This is a genomic window from Lysobacter sp. 22409 (genome assembly GCF_052045105.1).
Taxonomy (GTDB): domain Bacteria; phylum Pseudomonadota; class Gammaproteobacteria; order Xanthomonadales; family Xanthomonadaceae; genus Lysobacter; species Lysobacter antibioticus_B.
On the sequence record NZ_JBQEOE010000043.1, the window covers coordinates 25,882 to 49,156 of the forward strand.

Below are 23,275 nucleotides of genomic sequence, written 5' to 3' on the forward strand. Positions count from 1 at the left end.
GCTTCCGTCCGCTACGCGGCCGGGTTACTTTCTTTTGCTAAGCCCAAAAGAAAGCTAACCAAAGAAAAGGGCTCTCCTTGACGAAGCTCCCCTGCGAGCACGCAGCCTGCGCCGGGATTTTCCGATAAGACATCCTTGTCTTATCGGAAAACGCCGCACGTCCTGTGCGGCGCCCTCCGGGTCTACGGTTGCATCGCTAGTTCGGAACTGCGCCAAGCACTTACGGCAACGGCAACGGCAACGGCAACGGCAACGGCAACGATCGTCGCGGCGCTTGGGTAGGAGCGGCGCGAGCCGCGACCGTGATCGCTCCGCCTGCCGCGTCGCTGCGGTGCCCGACATTCCACGCTACCCATGACTTCCCTACCGCGCGCCCCGCTACGCCGCGCACTAGACTGCAGCCATCCCCGCCATCGCCAGGACCGCCGCATGTCATCCGTGACCTCCCCCAAACAGATCGCCGCGTCGCTGACCGAATTCTGGTCGCCGCGCGTGGTCGCCGAAGTCGACGACGCCTACATCAAGGTCGCCCGCGTGCAAGGGCAACTGGCCTGGCACAGCCACGCCGACGAGGACGAGCTGTTCCTCGTGCTCAAGGGCCGGCTGGTGATCGAGATGGAAGACCGCAAGGTCGAACTCGGCGAGGGCGAGATGTTCGTCGTGCCCAAGGGCGTGCGCCACAACCCGATCGCCGACGAGGAATGCCATCTGATGCTGATCGAGCGCAAGACCACCCTGCACACAGGCGACGTGGTCACCGACAAGACTCGCTCGCTCGACGAGCAACTGCGCCCCTTGGGCTGAGCCGACGCGACCGAATCCATCGACGAGACGACCTGCGAACGCGATGGCTTGGCAGCCGCCGCGTCGTCGATGGACGCATCACCGCTCGATCGCGGTTGCCGCTACCGATGCTCACGGCCGGTCGGGCCGGACGATTCGGTGTCGACGCCGAAGACCCGACGCCACAAAAGAAAAGAGCGCGTCCCGTGGAACGCGCTCTTTGGTGCGGAGATGGCCTGTCCTCTGCATGGCGCTATCCGGCGCCCTCCCCCCGAACCGACCTCTTGTCTTTCCGAAGTCCTTATCGGCGTGCGGCCATATTCCAAAGTCCACGCTACGGTTGCTAGGGAGCGCGACCGGAAATTACGCTACTTTCGGTAGCGCTCATGATTGCTTATCGATCTAAGTCATTGTAATAAATAGACCTACCGATACGGCACGACAGCATAAACGCACGGGCTGATGCGACTATTGATCACCTGGTGACTATCGGTAGCTGAACGTGTGATATCGGCCACAAACCTGTCAGGAACTGTCATATGACGCCGCAACAGCGCATCCGCCTCGCCCGCCGTCACGCCGGACTCTCGCAAGCCGCGCTCGGGGCGGCGGTCGGGGTGCAACGCAGCGCGGTCGGTCACTGGGAGTCGGCGCAGAGCAAATTCCCGAGCGTCGCCCACCTGCGCGAACTGGCCCTGGTCACCGGGGTGCAGTTCGAATGGCTGGCGACCGGTCGCGGCAAGATGAGCCTGTCGCTGGACACGGCGATGGACTCGGTCGCCGCGGCCGAGGCTTTGCTGATCGACGACCCGTTGGAACTGCGCCTGATCCTGGCCTTCCGCGAGGCGCCGACACGCGCCAAGGCACCGCTGGTCGAGGTCGTCGAACAGATGGCCGAATTGCGCACCGGCCGCCCGGTGCGTTCGGTCGCCAGCAGCGGCAAGCGCACAACGACCTGAGAAGGCCGTCGCAAGTTCGGGCGCGAACCGTGACGCAGGGCAGCGGGCGATGTCATAAACCCCGACTAGACTCGACCGTATGCGCCCGGGGAGGGTGCATCGACCGCGTCGTTCCGCACGCACGCGTCGTCAATACATAAGGAGCCGTTCGATGCCGATGTCCGTTCGTGGCCGATCCACCGCCCTGCGCTGTTCACACCCCGCACGCCCCCGCCCCGCCCTGCCGCGCCAAGCCGCGCGCCTGGCCCTGGCGATCTGCGCCCTGTTGCCGTCGCTGGCCTCGGCCGCCGTCTTCATCAACGAATTCCATTACGACGATGCGACCTCCGCCGGCGACGTCGGCGAACGCATCGAGATCGTCGCGACCGCCGGCGAAACGCTGAGCAACTACCGCGTCTATCTGTACAACGGCAGCTCGCCCTCGTCGGCGGTGACCTACGACAACGACCTGGTGCCGGCCGGCAGCGTCGTCACCTGCGGCGGCAGCGTGCGCATCGCGACGCTGAGCTATCCCACCAACGGCATCCAGAACGGCTCCAACGACGGCTTCGCCCTGGTCGACGGCAGCGGCAACGTGGTCCAGTTCCTGAGCTACGAAGGCCAGATCACCGCCAGCGGTGGCCCGGCCTCGGGCCGCACCAGCACCAACCTGCCGGTGTCGGAATCCGGCTCGACCGCGGCCGGCACCTCGCTGCAGTTGTCGGGCAGCGGCAGCGCCTATTCGCAATTCGCCTGGCAGAACTCGGCGACCCAGACCTTCGGCGCCTGCAACAACGGCCAGAGCTTCACCACCTCGACGCCGAACACGCCGCCGAGCGTCACCTCGACCACGCCGAGCAACGGCGCGAGCAACTTCCCGGCCGCCGGCGACCTGGTCGCGAACTTCAGCGAAGCGGTGACCCTGGCCAGCGGCGCGCTGACCCTGCAGTGCGCGACCTCCGGCACGGTCGCCCTGACCCATCCGTCCAGCGGCACCGCCATTACCGCCTCCACCGGCACCGCCCTGCGCGCCGGCGAAAGCTGCACCTTCACCGTCGTCGCCAGCCAGGTCAGCGACGCCGGCGGCGCGCATCCGGCGGCCAACACGGTCGCCAACTTCACCGTCGCCAGCGGCGGCGGTGGCGGCACCGGCTACTACTCGCACGTCAACACCAGCAGCGCCAGCCAGTTGCGTTGCTCGCTGCACGAAACCATCAAGGGCCACACGGTCTATCCGTACAGCGGCGGCACCACCAACACCTGGACGATCCTGGAAATCGCCGACGAAGACCCCAACAACGCCGGCCGCATCCTCGATGCTTACAAGAACCGCAGCTTCGTCAAGGTCACCGACCGCGCGGGCAGCGGCAGCGGCGTGAAATACAACCGCGAACACACCTGGCCGAACTCGCTCGGCTTCGGCTCGACCACCGGCAGCCTCGGTCTGCCGTACGCGCCCTACACCGACACCCACATGCTGTACCTCACCGATGCCGGCTATAACGCCGACCGCGGCAACAAGCCCTTCGCCGACTGCTCGCTGTCGAGCGGCTGCGGCGAGCGCGTCACCGAGGTCAACAACGGCAACGGCGGCGGCAGCGGCGTGTACCCGGGCAACTCGAACTGGTTCAAGACGCCCGACGGCAACGCCGGTTCGTTCCAGGTCTGGGGCAAGCGCAAGGGCGACATGGCGCGCGCGGTGCTGTACATGGCGATCCGCTACGAAGGCGGCACCGATCCGAACAACGGCCAGAGCGAACCGGACCTGGAACTGACCGACGATCGCAGCAAGATCGTCATCACCTCGTCCTCGCCGGCCTACATGGGCTTGCTGACCACGCTGTTGTCCTGGCACCAGGCCGACCCGCCGGATGCCGCCGAACTGGCGCGCAACGAAGTGATCTTCAGCTTCCAGGGCAACCGCAACCCCTTCATCGATCATCCGGAGTGGGCCACCGCCTCGCTGTTCAACTCGGCCAAGCCGGCGAGCTGCCAGCTGATTCCGTGATCGGCAAGTAACGCGCAAGAATGAACGCCCGCGGATGCGGGCGTTCGTTTTTGGAGCAACGAGAACCGCGCAGCCCGGGCAGTGCGCTTGCTTGCATTGCCCCGTATTGATCGTATGGCCGCATGGGTCGTAACCCATCTGGCGTCATCCCCGCGCAGGGGATACCGCCGCATCGTCCTAAAGACCTCAAGCGTCCTCGCATGAAAGTCCGGTGGGCGCGGAGCGCCCTGGCCGGGGCGTAGCGACCTGGCGATACCTCCGGATGAAGGTCTGGCGATAGTCTGCCCACTCAATCGAACACCACCACCGGTTTGCCCATCTCGCGCGCGCCGGCCATCGAAGCGATCGCCGCGGCGCCGTCGTCGAAGCCATAGCGCGCGCCGACCACCGGCTCGATGCGATGCCGTTCCACATCGGCCAGAAAGGCCTCGAAATCGCGCAGGCTGCCGACGCTGATGCCTTGGATGTTGAGCTGGCGCGCCATGATCGGCCCGATCAGATTGCCGTCGACCTGCATGCCGTGCAGGAAGCCGATCACCGCGATATGGGCGTTGTCGGCGGCCGCCTGCAACAGCTCGAGGAACTGCGGGCCGCCGACCACGTCGACGATGCCGTCGACGCCGCGGCCGTCGGTGAGTTCGCGCACCGCCGCGGCCAGATCCGGGCGCTGCCGATAATCGATCACCGCGCGCGCACCGAGCGCACGCAAGCGTTCGGCTTTGCCGGCATCGCCGGTGGTCGCGATCACGTCGGCGCCGCGCGCGACAGCGAGTTGCAAGGCCATCAAGGACACGCTGCCGGTGCCTTGCACGAGTACGCTGGCGCCGGGCCGCAGATTCATGCGCTGCAGCGCGCTCCAAGCGGTGAGGCCGGACACCGGCAGGGTCGAGGCCGCTTCGTCGCTGAGGAATTCCGGCGCGGGCAGGATCGCGCCGGCGGGCAATACGATCTGGCGCGCGAGCCAGCCATCGAGCGGGCCCCCGAGTTTGCTGAGGTGGTTCGCCGACTTGAACGGCCCTTCGATCCAGCCGGTGGTGTAATGGCCGAGCACGCGATCGCCGGGCGCATAGCCCTCGACGCCGTCGCCGACCGCTTCGATGCGGCCGACCCCGTCCGACAGCGGCACGAACGGCCGCGACAGTTCCGGCTGATAGCGACCGGTGGCGAGGGCGTAATCGCGGTAATTCACCGACGCCGCGGCGACGCGGATCCGGACTTGGCCGGGGCCGGGCTGGGGTTCGGGCAAGTCGATGCGGCGCAGGCTGTCGAGGCTGTGGCCCTGGAGTTGGTAGGCATCCATCGTGGTTCTCCGCTGCCGGTGCGCGGACCGGCCGGGTGGGGGGATGCCCAGACTATTGTTGAGCCGACTACTGATATAGGATCGCGATGGCAACTCATCATTGAGGATGTCTCAACAATGATCGGCGGGCTCTATTCCGAACTCGAGGCCTTCGAGGCCATCCTCCAGCACGGCAGCTTCACCGCCGCGGCGAAGCAACTGCAGGTCACCCCGGGCGCGATCACTCGCCGCCTGAATACCCTGGAGGCGCGGCTCGGCGCCAAGTTGCTCAACCGTTCGACCCGACGGCTGAGCCTGACCGAGTCGGGACGCCACTACTACGCCGAAGTCGCGCCGGCGCTGGCGCAGATCCTCGCCGCCGGCGAACGCGTGCACGACCTGTCGGCGCAGCCGCGCGGCGAGCTGCGGGTGTCGGTGCCGATGAATTTCGGCCGTCTGTACGTGATGCCGCACGTCGAAGCCTTCCTGCAGCGCTGGCCCGGCATCGACCTGGACCTGCAATTCGACGACCGCTTCGTCGACCTGATCGGCGCCGGCTTCGACGCCGCGATCCGCATCGGCGCGCTCAGCGATTCGCGCCTGGTCGCGCGCCGCATCGCGCAGACGCGGCGGATCCTGGTGGCCTCGCCCGACTACCTCGCACGGCGCGGCGCACCGCGTACGCCGGCCGAGCTGATCGAGCACGACTGCCTGCACTACACCTTGTTCCGCGACACCCCGACCTGGGAATTCCATCGCGACCGCGAACCGCTGCGCGTACCGGTGCGAGGGCGCTTGAAAGCGAACTACGGCCTGCCGCTGGTCGATGCCGCCGTGCACGGCCGCGGCATCCTGCAGACCGCGACCTTCGCCGTCGCCGAGGAGCTCGCCAACGGCAGTTTGGTCGAAGTGATGCCGGATTGGAGCCTGCTGCCGATCGGCATCTACGCGGTGTACCCGAGCCGCGACTACCGGCCTCGCAAGGTCGAAGCCTTCATCGACTTCGTCGAAGCGACCATCGGCGAGCCGGCGCTGTGGGACCGGGTGATCGCCGGGCAGACGTGACGCGCGTTTGGCGCGTGCCCGGCTTCGGGCACAAAGCAAATCCCCCGCGCTGCGGTTCTGCATCGGCATCGAATCTGTGCGGGGCGCTCGCCCCCTTTGTCAAAGGGGGCGATGATCGATCGCGCTTATGTCGGTGTCGCCTGTCGGCTCAAACTCGCCGCTAAAGCGCGAGCGCGGGCAGGAGCACGAGACCTCCGGCCACCAAGCACCCACCCGAAGGATTCCCCCCTTTGAAAAAATGGGGCCGGGGGGGATTTGCTCCTGCCCTCAAGTCCGGAACCAACCGCCCCCGGCAAACTCCAAGCCCCGTCCCTCATTCCGCTTTCGCGTAGTTTGCTGAAAGCTTGCTCATCGCCCCCACGGCCCGCCGATGACTCCGCCGATTCCCGCTGCAACGACCTCCAGTTCCTGGCGCCGCGCGCTGTCGATGCTGGCCAGCCTGGCGATCCTCGCCTTGGCGCTGCATGCGCTCGCCGGCGAGTTCAGCGAACAGGGCTATCGCTCGATCCGGCATGCCTTCGCGCAGTTGGAAGACCGCCGCATCGTCCTGGCCTTTCTGCTCGGCCTGGCCAGCTATGCCTGCCTGGTCGGTTTCGACGCCATCGGCCTGCGCCGCAATGCGAGCAAGGTCAAACCGCTGCGCCTGGTCGTCACCGCCTTCCTCGCCAATGCGGTCGGGCACACGCTCGGTTTCGCGGCGTTGACCGGTGGCGCGGTGCGCTTGCGCGGCTACGGCGCGGCCGGTCTGTCGCTCGCCGACATCGGCCAAGTCGTGTTGATGAGCACCCTCGGCTTCGTGTTCGGCGCCTGGGTATTGCTGGCCTGCGCCTTGTTGTTCGAGCCGGCCCCGGCGGCGTTGTTGCTGCCGCTCGGCGAAGGCGCAATCCGCGTCATCGGCGCAGCGATCGCGCTCGCCTTCGTCGGCCTGTGGTTCGCGGTCGGGCGCGACGGCCGCACCCTGCGCTGGCGCGACCATGCCCTGTGGTTGCCCGATCGCCGCACCGTGCTCGAAGTGACCGCCTTGAGCGTGGTCGAACTGGCCCTGGCCGGCAGCGCGCTGTATGTCCTGCTCGCACCGATCGCCGGTACCGACTTCATCGGTTTCGTCGGCCTGTATCTGGTCGCGGTGGTCGCCGGCCTGCTGTCGAGCGTGCCCGCCGGCATCGGCGTGTTCGAGTGGAGCCTGCTCAAACTGCTGCCGGGCGTGGCGCCGGCCAGCTTGCTGGCGGCGGCGCTGGCCTATCGCATCACTTACTACGCCTTGCCGCTGGCCTTGGCGACGCTGGTCGGCATGATCGGCGCCGTGCGCGGACCGGTGGCGGCGCGCGCCGGCGCCCTGCGCACCGCCTGGCTCGCGATCCGGCCGTGGCTGCCGCATGTGATCGCGCTCGCCGCGTTCGTGCTCGGTGCCGCGCTGATCCTCGACGGCACCTTGCCGAAACCGCGCCATCGCCTGGTCGGTGCGCCGCTGCCCTTGATCGAGACCTCGCAATTGCTCGCCAGCCTCGGCGGGGTCGGCCTGTTGCTGATCGGCCAGGGCCTGCAGCGCCGCAGCCATGCCGCGTGGGCGCTGGCGCTGGCCGTGTGCATCGTGCTGCCCTTGCCGACCTGGTTGCGCGGCGGCCACCTCAGCCTGGCCCTGGCGCCGCCGCTGGTGGCAGTCGCCTTGTGGGCGGCGCGGCGCGAGTTCTATCGCGAAGGCGCCCTGCTCGACGAAGCCTGGTCGTGGCGCTGGCTGCGCAATCTCGGCCTGGTGCTGATCGCCGCGATCTGGCTGCTGTTCTTCGCCTACAGCCATGTCGAATACCGCAATGAGCTGTGGTGGGAATTCCTGGTGTCGAGCAACGCGCCGCGCGCCCTGCGCGCGATGCTGCTGGTCAGCGTCACCGTGATCGCCTTCGGCCTGGCGCGCTTGCTGCATTCGGCGCGCGCGCCGCTGCCGGCGGCGAGCGATGCCGAACTCGCGGCGATCCGGCCTATCCTCGCCCTGGCCGACGACAGCCAGGCGCATCTGGCCTTGACCGGCGACAAAGCGCTGCTGCTCGATCCGCAACAACGCGGCTTCGCAATGATGCAACGTTACGGCGGCTCGCTGATCGCGATGGGCGACCCGGTCGGGCCGCCCGAGGTCGCACGCTCGCTGATCTGGCGTTTCCGCGAAGAAGCCGACCGGCTCGGCATGCGGCCGGTGTTCTACCAGGTCGGCGAGCAGTACTGGCAAACCTACCTCGACCTCGGCCTGACCCTGGTCAAGCTCGGCGAAGAAGCGTTGGTGCCGCTGACCGATTTCAGCCTGCAGGGCTCGACCCGCGCCGAATTGCGCCAGGCCTGGAACCGCGGCAAGCGCGCCGGGCTGAGTTTCCGCATCGCCCCGGCCGACGAGGTCGAAGCCTTGCTGCCGGTGCTCGCGGAAATTTCCGAGGATTGGCTGGAACACAAATCCGGCGAAGAGAAAGGCTTCTCGCTCGGCCACTTCGACGCCGCTTATCTCGAGCGTTTGCCGGTCGCCCTGGTCGAACGCGAGGGCCACATCGTCGCCTTCGCCAATCTGTGGAACGCCACCAACGGCCGCGAGCTGTCGGTCGACCTGATGCGTCACAGCGAGACCGCGCCGAAGGGCACGATGGATTTCTTGTTCGCCGAGTTGCTGGGTTGGGGCCGCGAACACGGCTACGAACGTTTCTCGCTCGGCATGGCGCCCTTGTCGGGCTTGTCTCAGCATCGCCTTGCCGGGCGCTGGAACCGCTTCGCCAACCTGGTCGCGCGCCACGGCGAACGTTTCTACGGTTTCGTCGGCCTGCGCCGCTTCAAGGCCAAGTACGACCCGGTCTGGCGCACGCGCTACCTCGCCGCGCCGGGCGGCATGCATCTGCCGGCGGCCTTGATCGACGTCACCCGCTTGATCTCGCTCGACCCGCGCCGGCACGACGACGGCGAGCCGCGCATCGCGCGTTTCCCGACCCGCGCGCCCGAGGCTCAGGAACCCGGCGCGATACCGGCCGCCGACAACACGCGCGCGGCGACGCCGTCGTAATCGCCGTCGAGGTGGTGATCGCCCGGCAGTTTTTCGATCCGCGCCGCAGCCACTGGCAACTTCGGACACAGCGCATCGCCGTCGTCGGCGCCGTACAAACATAGCGTGCGCGCGGCCGGCATGCGCGCGATCTCGGGTGCGATCGGCAAGCCGCGGTCGCTGCTGCCGATCCAGTTGCTGAGGTGGAACTCGTACTCGGCTTTCTCGCCGACCGAAATCAACGCGGTCAGCGCGATCGCCTCGCGGCTCGGCGACGGCAAGCGGTTATAGGCCGCCGGCAATACGTCGGCGCCTTGCGAGAAACCGATCAACAGCACGCGTGGGCGCCGCCACTGAGCGCGGTAGTAGCGGACGATGCGATCGAGGTCGGCGGCGAAGCCCTGCGGCGTGCGCGGGCTCCAGAAGTAGCGCAGCGAGTCGATGCCGACCACCGGCACGCCGGCTTTCGCCAAGCGGTCGGCCACGCTCTGGTCGAAGCCGGCCCAACCGCCGTCGCCGGACACGAAGATCGCGAAGCTGTCGCGGTGGCCGCCGCTGCTTGCAGCGATCTCGGTCAGCGGCAAGCCCTTCAGATCGGCCGGCGGCAACGGCGCGCTGACATGGCCTTGCGCACCGAGGCCGATCAAGGCCGCGCGCAGGCCCGGCGTAGCATCGCCGCGCGCATCGCGGGCGAAACGGCGCGCCTGCGGGATGGCCGCGACGAAGGCATCGCTCGCCGCCTTCGGGCATTGCACACCATGGCCGTCCGCGCGCGCGGCGGCGACCAGCCAGGGCAACGACAACGGCGAGGGCTGCAATTGCGCCACGCCTGCGTCGCGAGCCGGCATCAGCTTCAAGGCGCCGGACGGGCACATTGCACGCGCCAGGGCCAGGCGCGGGCAGAAATCGACCGCTATCGCACCGGCGAACAGCATGCCGCCGCCCTGCGCAGCGATCGCATACGCGAACGCCGCCCCTTCGCCATCGCCGAGCAACAAAGGCAGGCGGTAGGTCGGCAAACGGTAATAGGCCTGCACGAAACGCGAGAAGTTCTCGACGTCGCCGGAGGAGAACGCGCAGGCGCCGCCGTCCTTGCGCAGGTCGCGTTCGAGCGCGGCGACGTCGACGGTCGCGACCATCGCGCCATCGGCGACCAAGGCGTCGACGCGCTCCTTGCGTTGCGCGCCGTCGAGACCGTCGGCGAACCAGAGCACGAAGCGGCGCGCCTCGCCGGAGGGCAGACGCACCGGAATGTTGTGGAAGCGGCCGTGGGAGACGCTGCGCGCGAGCGCAGGCGCGGCCGTGGATGCGGTCTGCGCCGTCGCGCTGCACAACACCGTGGCCAACAGCAGGAACAGGATCAGGCGGGCAGGGATCGTTACGGGCACGCGGGGCATCTCCTCGATGCAGGGCTTATACCATCGGGGTTGGCCGGGGTTGGCCCCAAAACAAATCCCCCCTGCCCCCTTTTTCAAAGGGGGGAAACGCGTAGCCCGGGGTTTTGTGACGCCGGCGGAGTTCCAGGCCTGTCGGGCACCGCTCCGGCCCGCTCCGGTCCGGTCCGGTCCGGCCTCGATCCTGCACCATCCGACCGGATCGGGTTAGGCCGGTCCCGGCGGCGGCCTTACACTTGCCCGGATGTCCCTCACCGACTCCACCCCGCTGCCGAGGCTGGTGCTCAGCACCTGCCCCGACGAGGCCACGGCCGACGCCATCGCATTGGCCCTGGTCGAGGAACGGCTCGCCGCTTGCGTGAGCCGTTGGCCGGGCGTGCGCTCGACCTATCGCTGGCAAGGCCGCATCGAACACGCGACCGAGGTCCAGTTGCTGATCAAGACCACCCCCGCCCTGGCCTCGGCCGTGCTCAAGCGGATCGCCGAGCTGCATCCGTATGAACTGCCGGAGGCATTGGTGGTCGAAGTCCGCGACGGCCTCGACCCGTACCTGCACTGGGTGGCCGAACAGACCCGAGACCGATGACTGACGATCTGCTTCCCGGTCGGCGCCCGCGCGCCGGCGCCGCCTTCACCCTCGCCTGCCTGGCCGCGCTGTTCGCCGCGCCGGCGCTTGCGGTCGACGAAAAAGACCTGCTGCCGGTCGACGAGGCCTTCGTGCTCGCGACCGAGGCCAGTGGCGCGGATCGCATCGCGGTGTCGTGGAAGGTCGCGCCGGGTTACTACCTCTACAAGCACCGCATCTCGGTCAAGAGCGACGCCGGCTTCGCCGCGCAGGCGCTGCAGTTGCCGAAGGGCAAGGCCTATAAGGACGAGTTCTTCGGCGACGTCGAGACTTACCGCGACCGCGTCGTCGCCACCCTGCCCGGCCAGGCCAAGGCCGGCAGCGCCAAGCTCACCATCAAGTACCAGGGCTGCGCCGACGCCGGCATCTGCTATCCGCCGCAGACCCGCACCGTCAGCGTGGCGCTGGCTGCGCCCGCCGCCGCCGCGATGGACCCGGCTCCGGCGGCCGCGCCATTGGTTTCCTTCGGCCCGCGCGGCAGCGCCAATCCGCTGCTCGGCAGCAGCCCGCTCGGCGCGCCCTCGGCCGCCAACACCGGCACCGATGCCCTGCCGTTGCCGCCGGAGCAGGCCTTCGGCTTCGAGGCCATCGTCAGCGACGGCAACACCCTGCTGCTGCGCTTCACCCCGGCGCGCGGCTATTACCTGTATCGCGACAAGACCTCGCTGAAGACCGACCAGGCCGCGATCGCCGCCGGCAAGCCGCAGTGGCCGCGCGGCACCGCGCACCGCGACGAGCACTTCGGCGAGGTCACCGTGTTCTTCGACCAGATCGACGTGCCGCTGCCGCTGCTGCGCAAGCAGGCCGACGCGGCCAAGCTGACCCTGACCGCGAACTTCCAGGGCTGCCAGACCGACGGCATCTGCTATCCGCCGATGACGCGCAAAGTGACCCTGGATCTGCCGCGCGGCACCGTGGCGGCGAGCGTGGTCGCGCCGACGGAGCCGGCCGCCGGCACGACGGCCGCTGCAGCCGCGGCGAGCACTCTATCGCCCGCGACCGCCGCAGCATCGAGGCAAGCGAACGCCGCGAACATCGCCGGCGACGCCTCCGCCGTCGGCATGGCCGCGAGCAATGCGACGCCCGCCACCGACGCAGCCAACCTGGCGCCCGCCAACGACGCGGCAACGCCCGCGACCGATCCCTCAGACGCGGCCGCCCCGCAGGCCGAAGACAGCCTGCTCGCCGCCTCGCTCAAGGGCGCCAACCGCTACTGGGCGCTGCTGACGTTCTTCGGCTTCGGCCTGCTGCTCGCGTTCACGCCCTGCGTGTTGCCGATGGTGCCGATCCTGTCGGGCCTGATCGTCGGCCAGGGCCCCGGCCTGAGCACGCGCCGCGCGTTCTCGCTGTCGCTGGTCTACGTGCTGGCGAGCGCGGTGGTGTTCACCCTCGCCGGCATCGTCGCCGGGCTGGCCGGCGCCAATCTGCAGATCGCCTTCCAGACGCCGTGGGTGATCGTGCTGTTCGCCCTGCTGTTCGTGGTGCTGTCGCTGTCGAGCTTCGGTCTGTACGAACTGCAGTTGCCGCATGCATTGCGCAGCCGCCTCAGCGAAGCCAGCAATCGCCAACGCAGCGGTTCCTGGCTCGGCGTCGCCAGCATGGGCGCGCTGTCGGCCTTGATCGTCGGCCCCTGCGTGGCGCCGCCGCTCGCCGCCGCCGTGCTCTATATCGGCCAGACCCGCGACCCGGTGTTCGGCGGCGCGGCCTTGTTCGCGCTGGCCATGGGCATGGGCGCGCCCTTGATTGTGTTCGGCGTCGCCGCCGGCAAGGGCCTGCCGACCACCGGCCCGTGGATGGTAGCGGTGCAGCGCGCGTTCGGCCTGATCTTCATCGGCATGGCGGTGTGGATGCTCTCGCGCATTCTGCCCGGCCCGGTGACGCTGGCGCTGTGGGGCGCACTGCTGCTCGGCGCGGCGGTGATGGTCGCCCTGTCGGCCGGCGCCAAGACGCTCGGCCAGGGCGTGCGCGTGTTCGCCTGGTTGCTGGCGCTGCTGCTGGGCCTGGCCGGCGCGGCGCTGGTCGTCGGCGCCCTCGCCGGCAGCGACGACCCGCTGCAGCCGCTCGCCGGCCTGCGCGGCGGCCACGCCGCGCAGAGCACCGAGCTGCCGTTCCGCAAGATCAAGTCCGGCGCCGACCTCGACCGCGAGATCGCCGCCGCGCAGGCCTCCGGCCAGCCGCTGATGCTCGACTTCTATGCCGACTGGTGCGTGGCCTGCAAGGAAATGGAGAAGTACACCTTCCCCGAGCCGCAGGTGCACGAAGCGCTGAAGGGCTTCGTCCTGCTCAAGGTCGACGTGACCGCGAACGACGAGATCGACCAGGCGTTGATGAAGCGTCTGGAGATCATCGGCCCGCCGGCGACCCTGTACTTCGTCGCCGGCGCCGAACGCCGCGAACTGCGCCTGTTCGGTTTCGAGAAAGCCGCGGCCTTCGCCGAACGCGCGCAGCGCGCGCGCGCCGCGACTCGCTGAGGCCGGCCGATGGCGATCTCCTCGACCGTCAAACTCGTCGCCCTGGCGCTCGGTGCGGGCGCGCTCGGCCTGCTCGCCGGGCAACTCGTCGGCGGGGGCGGCTGGCTGGCCCGCACCGAACTCGGCCAGTACTTCCTGCACGAGCGCATGACCCGCAGCGCGCCCAAGCCGCCGGCCGACCTCGCCGTGGCGAGCCCGGGCCAGGCCATGCCTGCGCTGACCCTGCCCGGCCTCGACGGCCGGCCCTCGCAGCTGCCGCAGGCCTACGCCGGCCGGCCGATCATGATCAATCTGTGGGCCAGCTGGTGCGGCCCCTGCATCAAGGAAATGCCCGAGCTCAACCGCTACGCCAAGGCCCAGGGCGGTCAGGGCACGCAAGTGGTCGGCATCGCCCTCGACAACGCCGAGGACGTCGCCGCCTTCCTGCAGCGGGTGCCGGTCGATTACCCGATCCTGCTCGACGCGCCCGGCCCGCGCGACGCCGGCGTCCGCCTCGGCAATCTCAAGGGCGTGCTGCCGTATACGGTGCTGATCGACGCAGACGGCAAGCTGATCAAGCAGCGCATCGGCCCGTTCGAGGACGGCGAGATCGAGGGCTGGGTCGACTGAAACCGGTCCGGGGCCGAAGCCGCGCCGTCATGCCCGCGCCACCTCGCGGCGGCAACCTCCGCGAAAACTCGCCGATCGTCGGCTAGCCGCGCCAGCCGCGAACGGCCGGCACGCGCCGATTCCGCCAACGGGTTACCGGCTTGCCTGGCCCGATCGTGCTCGAATGGGCTCCGGGGACCACCCCCAGAATCGCCGTCGTGCCGGCAAATGCGCCGAACCGGTCACGAAAACACGGCGACGCCGGCGAACGTGCCGGCATTCTAGAGTCGCCACTCAAACAACCGCTTAAATCGCGGCAACTTCGCCGATTTGGCGGGCAACTTCTGGACACCGGGCCGGCCTTCACGCAAACTGCCGCCCTTTGAAGGCAACCGTCCGGTCCCAATGGCCAAGCTTCTGGTCCTGCACGGCCCCAACCTCAACCTGCTCGGCACGCGCGAGCCGGAGGTCTACGGCCGCACCACCCTGGCCGAGATCGATGCCGGGCTGCGCGAGCACGCCCAGGCCGCCGGACACGCCCTGGACAGCCTGCAGTCGAACGCCGAGCACGTCCTGGTCGACCGGGTCCAGGCGGCGCGCACCGACGGCACGGCGATGATCCTGATCAATCCGGCCGCCTTCACCCATACCAGCGTCGCGATCCGCGACGCCCTGGCCGCGGTGGCGATCCCGTTCATCGAGATCCACCTGTCCAACCCGCACACCCGCGAGCCGTTCCGCCACCACAGCTATTTCAGCGACCACGCCGTCGGCGTGGTCTGCGGCTTCGGCGCCGACAGCTACCGCTACGCGCTCGACGCCGCCATCAAGCGACTGGCGACCTGATACCCACCCAGCCCGGGCCGCGTTCGCGCGGGCCGCAACGACGATCCAACCAGAGGCCCGCTCCATGGACCTGCGCAAAATCAAGAAACTGATCGACCTGCTCGAGGAATCCAACCTCGCCGAGATCGAGATCAAGGAAGGCGAAGAATCCGTCCGCCTGGCCCGCACCCCGAAGGGCGGCTATGCCTACGCGCCGCCGCAGATGCAGGCCGCGCCCTACGCCGAGCAGCGCCCGGCCCCGGCCATGCCGATGCATTCGCCGACCGAAGCGGCCACCGGCGGCAGCGCCAAGCCCGGCAGCGACCTGCCCGACGGCCACGTCGTGCGCGCGCCGATGGTCGGCACCTTCTACGCCTCGCCGGCGCCGGACAAGCCCTCCTTCGTCGCCGTCGGCCAGGCGGTCAAGGCCGGCGACACCCTCGGCATCATCGAAGCGATGAAGATGTTCAACCCGATCGAAGCCGACGTCTCCGGCACGGTGCTCAAGGTCATGGCCGAGAGCGGCCAGCCGATCGAGTTCGATCAGCCTTTGTTCGTGATCGGCTGAAGCCGGTCGCGACGGGAATCGGGAATGGGGAATCGGGAATCGTCGAAGCGGCCCCACGAGGGCCTGGAGGTCTGGCGCGATGCCATGGACCTCGTGGAGGCGATTTACCGATTCTCGGCCCAGTTCCCCGACAACGAACGGTTCGGCCTGACCTCGCAGTTGCGCCGTGCGGCGGTCAGCATCCCCTCGAATGTGGCCGAGGGCGCAGCGCGACGTTCGACCCGGGATTATCTGCGCTTCCTGTCGATCGCCCGCGGCTCGCTTTCCGAATTGGATACGCCACAGCAGATCGCCATCCGCCTGGGGTTCGCCGCGTCGTCGCCGTCGCTCGACGAACTGATCGATCGGGTTTTCGCGAAGCTCACCGGCCTGATGAACGCACTCAACAAGCGCGAGGCCTCCACATGAAACGCCGCACGCGCTTTTACGATTCCCGATTCCCCATTCCCCATTCCCGAACCTGGCTACCCAATGCTCGATAAAGTCGTCATCGCCAATCGCGGCGAAATCGCGCTGCGCATCCTGCGCGCCTGCCACGCGCTGGGCATCCGCACGGTCGCGGTGCATTCCACCGTCGATCGCAATCTCAAGCACGTCGCCATGGCCGACGAGTCGGTCTGCATCGGGCCGGCGCCGTCGTCGGAGAGCTATCTCAACATGGCCTCGATCATCGCCGCGGCCGAAGTCACCGACGCCCAGGCGATCCACCCGGGCTACGGCTTCCTCAGCGAGAACGCCGACTTCGCCGAGCGCGTCGAGCAGTCCGGCTTCATCTTCATCGGCCCGCGCGCCGAGACCATCCGCCTGATGGGCGACAAGGTCGAGGCGATCCGCGCGATGAAGGACGCCGGCGTGCCCTGCGTGCCCGGCAGCGGCGGCCCGCTCGGCGACGACAACGCCGCCAACATCAAGATCGCGCGCGAGATCGGCTATCCGATCATCGTCAAGGCCGCCGGCGGCGGCGGCGGTCGCGGCATGCGCGTGGTGCATACCGAGGCCCACCTCAACGCCGCGATCCAGACCACCAAGTCCGAAGCCAAGGCCGCGTTCGGCAACGACATGGTCTACATGGAGAAGTTCCTCGAGAACCCGCGCCATGTCGAGATCCAGGTCCTCGCCGACGGCCAGGGCAGCGCGATCCACCTGGGCGAACGCGATTGTTCGATGCAGCGACGCCACCAGAAGGTGGTCGAGGAAGCGCCGGCGCCGGGCATCACCCCGGAACAGCGCGCCGAGATCGGCAAGGTCTGCGTCGAAGCCTGCATCCGCATCGGTTACCGCGGCGCCGGCACGTTCGAGTTCCTGTACGAGAACGGCCGCTTCTACTTCATCGAAATGAATACCCGCATCCAGGTCGAGCACCCGGTCACCGAGCTGGTCACCGGCATCGACCTGGTACGCGAGCAGTTGATGATCGCGGCCGGCCGCAAGTTGTCGATCAAGCAGAGCGACATCGTCCTCGAAGGCCACGCCATCGAGTGCCGCATCAACGCCGAGGACCCGGAAACCTTCATGCCCTGCCCGGGCCTGATCCAGCACTTCCACGCGCCCGGCGGCCCCGGCGTGCGCGTCGACAGCCACATCTACGAAGGCTATCGCGTGCCGCCGAACTACGACTCGATGATCGGCAAGCTGATCGTGCACGGGCCCGACCGCGACACCGCGATCGCGCGCATGCGCGTGGCGCTCAGCGAGATGGTCGTGGACGGCATCAAGACCAATATCCCGCTGCAACAGCGGATCTTGTCGGATGCCGGCTTCCAGCAAGGCGGGATGAACATCCACTACCTGGAAAAGCGGCTCAAGGAACAGAAGGAAAAGACGATCTCGATCGTCTGAGCTCGATCGTCTGCGCTCGCTCGTCTGAGCCGGCGCCCGCACTCGACGGGCCTGCGGCAAGAACGCCTGCGGCAAAAACGAAACGGCCCGCGTCGACGACGCGGGCCGTTTCGTTTTGAGTGACGCACCAGGCGACGCGTCGGCGCGACCGCGCCGCAGCATCAGCCTAAACCGCGACACCGCCGTCGGCGGTCGCGGTTTAGGCCGCTGCTACCGCCAGCGGACCGTCGCCGGTGCTGCGCCCGGCTTCATCGCAATACCGGCTCGACCCAGGACGCCATCTCCTGCACGTCGGCTTCGGTGAGCTCCGTAGACGAGGAAGCCGGCAACAGGGTCGGCCCCTTCGCCGAGCTGCCCGAGGTGCCCGACGGCTTCTTGCCCGAACCCGGCACCTGGGTGCCCGGGATCGGCTGCACGCCGCCGCTCGTCGATGGACTGACCACCATCACGTACTCGCTCGAACCGTCCGGCCAGACCACCTTGAAGGTGCTGCCGGGCGGCAGGGTCGAGAAGGGCGCGCCGCTCTGGGCGCGATAGACGGCCGCGATCTGGGCGGCGCTCAGCGAACGCAACTCGGTCTTCGAATCCACCGAGGTCACCGCGACCTGTCCCAGCTCGCGGTAGTCCTCGCCGAATACGTCGATCATCACGCCGGCTGCGCCGACCGAGTACGCGCTGAGCAGCAATGCCCAGAAACCGATCTTGGCCGTGTTTACGAAGTGCTCGCGTTTCATTGCACTGTCCTCTGTTCGCCTAGCAGCGAATCGACCATGTCTTCCACCACATCCGCCCCCTGACGCGGGATCGCCGCGTCGTATACGAAACTCGCAAAATCCTGTTTGGCGTCTTGCGAGCAAATTCCGCCGTTGGCGCAGTAGGACGTCATCAACGAGCCTTTCGGACTGCAATCCTGCCCGAGCTCGCATGCCGCCAACTGCCAAGCCAGTTCCGCGAATTGAGTGCCGGCCACGCGCATGTCGCCCCAGCGCCGGCCGTTCGCGGCGATGCCCATGCCGGGCGACAACGCCGAATACGCTTCCGGGTCCTTCGAGCGCTGCACGCGATCGACCAGGTTGAGCCGGTATTCCTCGGTCTTCTCCAGCGGCTTGCCGGCGGCCAGCAACGAGGCCTCGGCCGGCAGGCTGCCCGATTGGGCGGCCTCGACCCGCTTGAGGAAGATCATCTGGTAACTGAGGTTGTCGCTCGGCGCGAAACGCGCGCAGCGCGAGCTGACCCGGTTACGCGCCTCGGTCATCGTCGAGGCGCCGCGCAGCTTCATGCTCTCGATCGTGCGCGTGTCGTTGCCGTAGTCGACCGGTGCATTGGCGTAGTTCGAGCAGTAGTCGTAGACCCGGCTCAACAGCCAGATCGCCTCGGGCTCGCCGGCATCGGCGCGCGAGCGGATCGACTGCGCATACGCGTACAAGTCCGGCGCCTGCTCGAACTGCACGCGCAGCGGCGACGACGCGACCGCACCCCGCGGCGCGGCCTTCTTTTCGACCACCGGCACCGAGTCGTCGCGCGGCGCATCGGCTTGGCCGCGCGCCGTCGGCTGCGCCTTCTCCGCGACCCGGACCGGCACGCTCTCGTCGGGCACGGCCTGTTCGCCGCCATTGCGTCGGCCGGCATAGACGAAAGCGGCGGCCAACAAGGCGAAGCCCATGATCGCGATCAGCGAGCGTCCGGACACGCGCACACCGGCCGGCGCCCCGCCAGGGCCTGGCTTGTAACCGGAGGGGTAGGCATCGGACATCAAGACCGTTTCTCTGAGCCTCTACGCTGCTGGCAGGAACCGGACGCAACGCAGGTGCGGGCCGCCGCACTGGCGCCACCCAGCCCGCCTGCCGCCCCGCAAGGGCCGGGGTCGGCATGAGCTGGCAGGGGCCGGCCTGAACTGTGTTTCGTCGAGATGCCGATAGTAAGTCAAGCGCCCTGCCGATGCCCGCACGACGCTGAACCGTGATGGATCTCGAACTTCGGCGAGACGGCGCTTCAGCCGCCCGGAGCGGGAGCCGCGGTGGCCTTGGCCGCGCAGGTCACTTCGCTGCCGACGACCGTGGGCCAATAGGTCTTGCCGCCGTCCTCGCCGTGCTCGCCGGCGGTGGTGACCGCCAGGCCGTGGCCGGCGTCGGCGGCATATTCGAAGCTGCAATAGCCCTGGCCGGTGCCGGCGCAATCGACGACCTCGGGGTAACCGGCTTCGATCAGGCCGCCCAGGAAACGCTCGGCGCCCTCCTCTCGGTCCGGCTGCACGCCGCGCCAGCCCTGGGCAAGCAACTTCGCCCGCGCCTGCGGCAGGCTCAGGCCCTCGATCCGCGGCACCTTCGCCCCGCCGCCGCAGTAGGCGTCCAGCGCCGGTAAGGCCGTCAGCTCCAGCCCGGCGGCGGTCGCGAGCACGCGAGCACGCGCCACCTGCCATTCGCCGACCCGCAGTTCGCTGCCCGCCTTGCCGGCCGGGTCGGCTGGTTCGGCGCTGTGCTCGAACACGCCCTGCACGCCACTGTCGAAGCTTTCCTCGTCGGCCTTGAGGTCGCGCAACTGCGCCACCGCCCGACCATCGCGGAAGAACAGCACCCGCGCGGCCGGGAACATGCAGCCGAAGCCGGCCACCTGGGTCGCGCGCGGCGCCACCCCGACCACACGGTAGTCCTTGCCCCAGGCCATGTCGGCGCGGATGGTCCAGCCGGCCGCGACCGCAGCCCGCGCCTCGCTCGACTTGGCATCCTCGGCGCAGTCCGGGACGCTGCCGTCGTCGGCCAGCGGCGGGGTGGGCGCGACATAGCGGGGCAGCTCGGTCACCGCTTCCAGGCGCAATTGCTCGACCTGGCCCTTGGCGCCCACTTGCGCAGCATCTACCTGAGGCGTGTCGACTCGGGCAGCCTCTGCCCGGGTAGCATCGACCCGGCTCGCGCCGACCTGGCTAGCGTGGTCAGGAGCGGTGCCGACGGGGGTAGTGCCTTCGCCGGCCGCGCAGGCGCCCAGGGCCAGCGATCCGAGCAATATCCAGGCCCGCGTGACGGCGGCGGTAGAGGGGTTGGCCTGCGATTCCATGGCGTCTGACTCCTGAGAAGAGCCCGCACGCTATCTGATCGCCGCGAAACGGGTCAATAATGACCGCCGTTTTCGCCTCTCGCCGTAACCGATGCCCTTTCTCGAACTGACCCTGCGCTGCAGCGAAGCCGAACAACCGCGCTACGAAGCCGCGCTCGACGATGTCGGCTCGCTGGCGGTGACGATGCTCGACGCCGATGCCGACACCGGCAACGAGCACGCGATCCTCGAGCCCGGCGTCGGCGAAACGCCGTTGTGGCAGTCGATCGTGCTCAGCGCCCTGTTTCCGCACGATGCCGACGCGCTGGTGATCCTGGCCGCGCTGGAATCGTTCGACCCGGGTCTGGAATGGACCCAGGTGCGTTTTCGCCAGGTCGAGGATCAGGACTGGGAGCGCGCCTGGATGGACCAGTACGAGCCGCTGCAGTTCGGCCGCCGCACCTGGATCGTGCCGTGGAACCACGAGCTGCCCGCGGGCGCGGATGCGGCCGATGCCGCGGTGGTGCGCCTCGACCCGGGCCTGGCGTTCGGCTCCGGCACCCACCCGACCACCTCGCTGTGCCTGCAATGGCTCGACGCGTTGGCCGACGAAGGCGCGCTCGCCGATCGCAGCGTGCTCGACTTCGGTTGCGGCTCCGGCATTCTCGCCCTCGCCGCGCTCAAGCTCGGCGCCGCGCACGCGGTCGGCGTCGACAACGATCCGCAGGCGGTCATCGCCACCCACGACAACGCCGAACGCAACGACGTCGCCGAACGCATCGAGGTGCATTTGCCGCAGGACGAACCGGCCGCGACCTATCCGGTGGTGGTCGCCAACATCCTCGCCTCGGCGCTGGTCGCCCTGGCCGATACCCTGGCCGCGCGCGTCGCACCGGGCGGGCGCATCGCGCTGTCGGGCATCCTGGCCGGGCAGGAAGACGAGGTGCTCGCGCGCTATGCCGCGGACTTCGAGGGGCTGCGCGCCGACCGTCTCGAAGACTGGATGCGCGTCACAGGCGTACGCCGGCGCTGAGCGCGACGGCATGATTGAATACTGAAATGTTCGCTGCCTGCCCCCATTGCGGATACCTCGTCGCCCTCATCGTCGCCAAGGACGGTCCGACCCGGGCCTGCCCGCGTTGCGGCGGCGACCTCGCCGCCGCGGCGGCGATCGAGTCGGCGCCCGCCGAATCGACCGCCGTCGAGCCGGCCACAAACGAACCGGCCTTGGTCGAATCGGCTGCGATCGGCGCGGCGAGCGCGCCGGTTGCGAACGCAGCGACGGGCGCCGATGCGCTGTCGGCCGAAGCTTCGGCGGCGCAGGCCAGCGCAACACCGGTTCAAGCCGGCGATACCGTCGCCGAGCACGACCAGGCCGGCCATCTTGCCGCCTCGCCGGAGGCGGCAACGCTCGGCGCGCAGGACGCCGCCGACGCGAGCGACGACGCCACGGTCAAGGCCGCCCCGACCATCGCGCTGGCGCCACTCAGCGCCGCCGCCGATGCGGTCGTGCCGAAGCGCGCGACGCGCAAGCGCGCCGGCAAATCCGAAACCGCGGTAGCGCATGCGCGCCTCGCGCCGAGCTTCGTACGCAGCCGCGCCCGCGCCGCTGCGCCGGCGGCGCGCCGGCACTGGAGCGGTCCGGCGGTGGCGGTCGCGCTCGGCCTGTTGCTGGCCCTGCAACTGCTGCTTGCGCAACGCAACGAACTGGCCGCCGACGCGCGCTGGCGCCCGCTCGTCGGCGCCTTGTGCGGGACGCTGCCGTGCACGATTCCGGCATGGCGCGAACCGGCTGCGCTGACCATGCTCAATCGCAACGTGCTGCCGGTCGCAGAGCGCGCGGGTGTGTTGCGGGTATCGGCCAGTTTCCGCAACGATGCGCGCTGGGCGCAGCCCTGGCCGACCCTGGTGCTGAGCCTGGAGGACGTCGATGGCCGCCGCGTCGGCCAACGTGCGTTCTCTCCAGAGGACTATCGCAAGGGGTACAGGGAAGGCGAACTGATCGCGCCGGGGCAGAGCGCCGCGGTGCAGTTCGACGTGCTCGAACCGGCGCCGCGCGTAGTCGCGTTCACGTTCGATTTCCGTTGAAATATCGCGCCGTCGCGTTGTCTACAGCGACTCCCCCGCGCTAGACTCCCCCTCCCGTCGGCGATGCGCAGCGAGCGTATCGGCAAGCTCCCGGCGGAAGTCACTTGCCACGGGGATGCACTTGAACGCTCTCAACGACCGCAACGAAGCCGCCCGCTCCGGACCTCGCGTTCCGTTGCGCGACCATGTCGCGACTTCGATCCGTCGTTACCTGGGCGACTTGAACGGCAGCGGCACCGAGAACCTCTACGAGATCGCCTTGCGCGAGCTGGAAATCCCGTTGTTCGCCGAAGTCCTGCAGCATTGCGACGGCAACCAGAGCCGCGCCGCGGCCATGCTCGGTATTCACCGTGCGACCCTGCGCAAGAAGCTGCGCGAGTACGGGCTGGAATAACAGCCGTCGCAGCGCAGCGAAAGGCCTGCGCGCGCAAACCCTCTCACGCGAACCCTGTGCAGGAGCGGCGTAAGCCGCGACAGGCGCAGCGGTCGAATACCGCGCAGTTTCTGCAGCCATCGACTCATCGGGGCAGCTCCCGGCTGTCCGGACTTCGGCCGTTGCGCTTGCGTGCACCGCTGCGGTTGGTCGCGGCTTACGCCGCTCCTACAAAAGCGACGAATCCTCGGGGTAGGAGCGGCGCAAGCCGCGACAGGCGAAGGGGACGAATACCACGCGGTTGCCGGAGCGCCGACTCTGCGGGGCAGTTCCCGACTGTCCGGACTTCGGCCGTTGCGCTTGCGTGCACCGCTGCGGTTGGTCGCGG

The 23,275-nt window shown here is 68.7% G+C and carries 19 protein-coding genes and 1 pseudogene; 15 read left to right on the plus strand and 5 right to left on the minus strand.

The genetic code is table 11. The features are described 5' to 3' along the window. The first annotated feature begins 429 nt into the window (after nt 1-429). The 3 genes from ACTJJK_RS19000 to ACTJJK_RS19010 all read left to right on the plus strand — a co-directional run bounded on the left by ACTJJK_RS19000 (nt 430) and on the right by ACTJJK_RS19010 (nt 3,729). Nucleotides 430-804, plus strand: coding sequence for a cupin domain-containing protein (locus ACTJJK_RS19000; RefSeq protein WP_031370296.1), 375 nt, complete (start codon nt 430-432; stop codon nt 802-804). Between the two features lie 518 nt (nt 805-1,322). Further along, nucleotides 1,323-1,742 carry a helix-turn-helix transcriptional regulator gene (locus ACTJJK_RS19005; protein WP_223620963.1) on the plus strand — a complete coding sequence of 140 codons (420 nt, stop codon included), beginning with the start codon at nt 1,323-1,325 and terminating at the stop codon, nt 1,740-1,742. A gap of 157 nt (nt 1,743-1,899) precedes the next feature. Beyond that, nucleotides 1,900-3,729, plus strand: a complete 1,830-nt coding sequence (locus tag ACTJJK_RS19010) for an endonuclease (RefSeq protein WP_440730968.1) — start codon at nt 1,900-1,902, stop codon at nt 3,727-3,729. Between the two features lie 289 nt (nt 3,730-4,018). Here ACTJJK_RS19010 and ACTJJK_RS19015 read toward each other — a convergent pair whose 3' ends face one another. Continuing rightward, on the minus strand, nt 4,019-5,029 hold the full coding sequence (locus ACTJJK_RS19015) for a zinc-dependent alcohol dehydrogenase family protein (protein ID WP_440730962.1): 1,011 nt from the start codon (nt 5,027-5,029) through the stop codon (nt 4,019-4,021). Between the two features lie 117 nt (nt 5,030-5,146). Between ACTJJK_RS19015 and ACTJJK_RS19020 the strand changes: the two genes are divergently transcribed. Both ACTJJK_RS19020 and mprF read left to right on the plus strand, forming a co-directional pair. Further along, nucleotides 5,147-6,073 carry a LysR family transcriptional regulator gene (locus ACTJJK_RS19020; protein ID WP_440730963.1) on the plus strand — a complete coding sequence of 309 codons (927 nt, stop codon included), beginning with the start codon at nt 5,147-5,149 and terminating at the stop codon, nt 6,071-6,073. Between the two features lie 370 nt (nt 6,074-6,443). Beyond that, nucleotides 6,444-9,002: pseudogene (mprF, locus tag ACTJJK_RS19025) on the plus strand (bifunctional lysylphosphatidylglycerol flippase/synthetase MprF); the annotation flags it as partial. A 47-nt stretch (nt 9,003-9,049) separates the two neighbouring features. Here mprF and ACTJJK_RS19030 read toward each other — a convergent pair. After that, nucleotides 9,050-10,432 carry a virulence factor family protein gene (locus ACTJJK_RS19030; RefSeq protein ID WP_440730969.1) on the minus strand — a complete coding sequence of 461 codons (1,383 nt, stop codon included), beginning with the start codon at nt 10,430-10,432 and terminating at the stop codon, nt 9,050-9,052. A gap of 292 nt (nt 10,433-10,724) precedes the next feature. Between ACTJJK_RS19030 and cutA the strand changes: the two genes are divergently transcribed. From cutA to accC, 7 genes are all read left to right on the plus strand, one after another. Next, entirely contained in the window at nt 10,725-11,066 is a 342-nt protein-coding gene (gene cutA / locus ACTJJK_RS19035; protein WP_031370289.1) for a divalent-cation tolerance protein CutA, read from the plus strand. Then, entirely contained in the window at nt 11,063-13,576 is a 2,514-nt protein-coding gene (gene dsbD, locus ACTJJK_RS19040) for a protein-disulfide reductase DsbD (protein ID WP_440730964.1), read from the plus strand. The genes cutA and dsbD overlap by 4 nt, the downstream gene beginning before the upstream one ends. A gap of 9 nt (nt 13,577-13,585) precedes the next feature. Beyond that, a complete protein-coding gene (locus ACTJJK_RS19045; RefSeq protein ID WP_440730965.1) occupies nt 13,586-14,185 on the plus strand; it encodes a TlpA family protein disulfide reductase in 600 nt (199 codons plus the stop codon). Nucleotides 14,186-14,569: 384 nt separating this feature from the next. Further along, on the plus strand, nt 14,570-15,010 hold the full coding sequence (aroQ, locus tag ACTJJK_RS19050; protein ID WP_223620959.1) for a type II 3-dehydroquinate dehydratase: 441 nt from the start codon (nt 14,570-14,572) through the stop codon (nt 15,008-15,010). Nucleotides 15,011-15,074: 64 nt separating this feature from the next. Then, nucleotides 15,075-15,557, plus strand: a complete 483-nt coding sequence (gene accB / locus ACTJJK_RS19055; protein ID WP_031370285.1) for an acetyl-CoA carboxylase biotin carboxyl carrier protein — start codon at nt 15,075-15,077, stop codon at nt 15,555-15,557. Between the two features lie 84 nt (nt 15,558-15,641). Continuing rightward, a complete protein-coding gene (locus ACTJJK_RS19060) occupies nt 15,642-15,965 on the plus strand; it encodes a four helix bundle protein (protein ID WP_430536889.1) in 324 nt (107 codons plus the stop codon). Between the two features lie 63 nt (nt 15,966-16,028). Continuing rightward, nucleotides 16,029-17,396, plus strand: coding sequence for an acetyl-CoA carboxylase biotin carboxylase subunit (gene accC, locus ACTJJK_RS19065; RefSeq protein ID WP_031370283.1), 1,368 nt, complete (start codon nt 16,029-16,031; stop codon nt 17,394-17,396). Nucleotides 17,397-17,644: 248 nt separating this feature from the next. Here the strand turns inward: accC and ACTJJK_RS19070 are convergent, their stop codons facing one another. From ACTJJK_RS19070 to ACTJJK_RS19080, 3 genes are all read right to left on the minus strand, one after another. After that, entirely contained in the window at nt 17,645-18,130 is a 486-nt protein-coding gene (locus ACTJJK_RS19070) for a hypothetical protein (RefSeq protein ID WP_318025777.1), read from the minus strand. Continuing rightward, on the minus strand, nt 18,127-19,149 hold the full coding sequence (locus ACTJJK_RS19075; protein WP_235186179.1) for a hypothetical protein: 1,023 nt from the start codon (nt 19,147-19,149) through the stop codon (nt 18,127-18,129). Before ACTJJK_RS19075 ends, ACTJJK_RS19070 begins: the two co-directional genes overlap by 4 nt. Before the next feature lie 239 nt (nt 19,150-19,388). Beyond that, nucleotides 19,389-20,447 carry a hypothetical protein gene (locus tag ACTJJK_RS19080; RefSeq protein ID WP_440730966.1) on the minus strand — a complete coding sequence of 353 codons (1,059 nt, stop codon included), beginning with the start codon at nt 20,445-20,447 and terminating at the stop codon, nt 19,389-19,391. A 91-nt stretch (nt 20,448-20,538) separates the two neighbouring features. Between ACTJJK_RS19080 and prmA the strand changes: the two genes are divergently transcribed. From prmA to fis, 3 genes are all read left to right on the plus strand, one after another. Beyond that, nucleotides 20,539-21,459 carry a 50S ribosomal protein L11 methyltransferase gene (gene prmA, locus ACTJJK_RS19085; protein ID WP_031370278.1) on the plus strand — a complete coding sequence of 307 codons (921 nt, stop codon included), beginning with the start codon at nt 20,539-20,541 and terminating at the stop codon, nt 21,457-21,459. 26 nt (nt 21,460-21,485) lie between these two features. Next, nucleotides 21,486-22,514: a DUF3426 domain-containing protein gene (locus ACTJJK_RS19090; RefSeq protein WP_223620953.1), complete on the plus strand. Its 1,029-nt coding sequence runs from the start codon at nt 21,486-21,488 to the stop codon at nt 22,512-22,514. 121 nt (nt 22,515-22,635) lie between these two features. Continuing rightward, nucleotides 22,636-22,908 carry a DNA-binding transcriptional regulator Fis gene (gene fis / locus ACTJJK_RS19095; RefSeq protein ID WP_031370276.1) on the plus strand — a complete coding sequence of 91 codons (273 nt, stop codon included), beginning with the start codon at nt 22,636-22,638 and terminating at the stop codon, nt 22,906-22,908. Nucleotides 22,909-23,275: the final 367 nt, after the last annotated feature.